1 protein-coding gene is annotated in these 2,025 nt (G+C 61.7%); it reads left to right on the forward strand.

Annotated features, from left to right (window positions below):
• The first annotated feature begins 1,199 nt into the window (after nucleotides 1-1,199).
• Nucleotides 1,200-1,811: a dioxygenase family protein gene (locus ACZXDY_RS45680; RefSeq protein WP_464349980.1), complete on the forward strand. Its 612-nt coding sequence runs from the start codon at nucleotides 1,200-1,202 to the stop codon at nucleotides 1,809-1,811.
• The last annotated feature ends 214 nt before the right edge of the window (nucleotides 1,812-2,025 follow it).

Below are 2,025 nucleotides of genomic sequence, written 5' to 3' on the forward strand. Positions count from 1 at the left end.
GCCCTGGTGCCCTCCGATCGCCGCGCGACCTTGATCGCCCAGCGTGAAGGTGACAGCGGCAACGTCGTCTACAAGCTCCACGTGTGTCTGCAGGGCGCTGACGAGACGGTGTTCTTCGATGTATGACTGCCCTTTGGGTCGCTGCGACGACTGACGATGGCGGTCCGCCACTTGCTCTCATAGCGTGGCTATCGCCCGTAAAAAGATTATGCCGAGAATTCGCCAAACGACGCGTCCGCGTCAGGCATTGCGCCGCACAGCCTTACACTGACGGTCTACGCCACCTCGACGCTCGCGGACTACGCCAAACAACATCAATTCTTGGCAACGTGAGCGCTGGCAGCACGATATTCGGTAACGGCACCGCGACACCCCTCGCAGGCGCCGCCGCCTTCATCAACAACGTGGTGCGAGCCAACTCCTCGACCGGCTCAATGCGATCCACGCGAGGATAATGAAGAGCAAGGACCGGAACAGATTCTGCGTGTCATAGCTCAGCGGAGTCGTGACGTTCTTGGTAAATGAGCCCTCGAACGACAGCCGAATCGAAAGTGCCGGACAGGCAATTCGGAGCAGTGCTCAGCAATGTGAAAACGGGTCCTCGGTAGGTACATGCCCGCGGCAATGATCGCCGTTAGCGGTGGAGGAGCCCGCGAGCGCCGCAACGCCCGTGACTTTGACCTCGCTCGCCGCGGTGGGCGTGATCTGGAGCGACAGGTTTGAACCCCCGTGGAAAGCGTGCGAAATGCGCGGGTACTTACGCGCGCAGAATATGCCTTCTACGCCGCGAGAGCTTCACGCCATTCTGACAAGCCTGCCGCTGTATCCCTTCATGAATTGAAGGTGACGCCGCTCTGCCGGCATCCGTCGTCGCTGCATGAGGACGATCGCTAAACGCTTCGAACGACGAACTCCACAACGCGGGCATAAAAGCAGGGAGAGATGCCATGAATACGAGCTTCGTGAAGACCCCGGAAGTCTAGGCCTTGCTCGACAAGGCCGCCGGTCTCAATCAACCGGACGGTACGCCCGCCTCAAGGCGATCATCCGCGACATCGTCGAGGCCAGTGCCGAGATCATCGTCCGCCAGGACATCAGCGAGGACGAATTCTGGGGTGCGGTCACCTTCCTGCAGAAAGGCGCGCCGGAGTACGGTCTGCCGGTTTCGGGATGCGGCCTTGCACTTTCTGGATCTCTTCATGGAGGGGAAGGACGCGGAGGCCGGTCTCACAGGCGGCACGCCCCGCACCATCGAGGGGCCGCTCTATGTCGCGGGCGCACCGCTCGAGGAAGGCGACGTCAATCTGACCAAGGACGCCGACGATACCGGCAGCCTCTACATGAGGGGCCGCATCACCGGTCCCGACGGAGAACCGTTCAAGGATGCTGTACTACACGTCTGGCACGCGAACTCGCATAGCTGGTACTCGCATTTCGGCCCAACGCGCGAGCAGACACCATTCAACAACGCCGCGCGCATCAAGCTCGGTGCGGACGGAAAGTACTCGTTCCATTCCAAGATGCCGAATGAATACTCCGTGCCCCAGGGCGGCGCCACGGACACGCTGATGAAGTCCATCGGGCGTCATGGCCACCGCCCGGCACACGTCCATTTCTTCATTGAGGCGCCCGGCTACCGCAAGCTGACGACGCAGATCAACGTCGGCGTGCCGCATCCGAGTGGTGCCGTCGCCTGGAAGATGACGATGGCAGCCATCGGCGTGGTGGCGAGGCTGAAGGCGAAAGCATGTGCGTCCTTGAGGGACATTGATGCGGCTCCTGTTCTGAGCGGAGGACCATCCCCCCGCTGACAGGCGCCCGATGTGTCGGACTGAGCGCTGCAATCACCGCGCAGGCGCAGCCGGAGCGGCGGCATGTTCGCACAGCCGACCCTTTATGGGTTGATGGCGTTAAGCGATCAGTCGGACCAAGGATCCGCGCCAAGAAACGGGTTTGGTTCGTCGCGGCAGGAGCTTGCGAAAGAGCCTGGGCAGGCGGCATGACTTCAGCGCGTCAAGGCCGATG

This window comes from Bradyrhizobium sp. LeoB3 (assembly GCF_055456055.1).

Bases quoted from the DNA above. Each gene is read 5' to 3' on its own strand.
- ACZXDY_RS45680 (WP_464349980.1), top strand. From the start codon at position 1,200: ATGGAGGGGAAGGACGCGGAGGCCGGTCTCACAGGCGGCACGCCCCGC.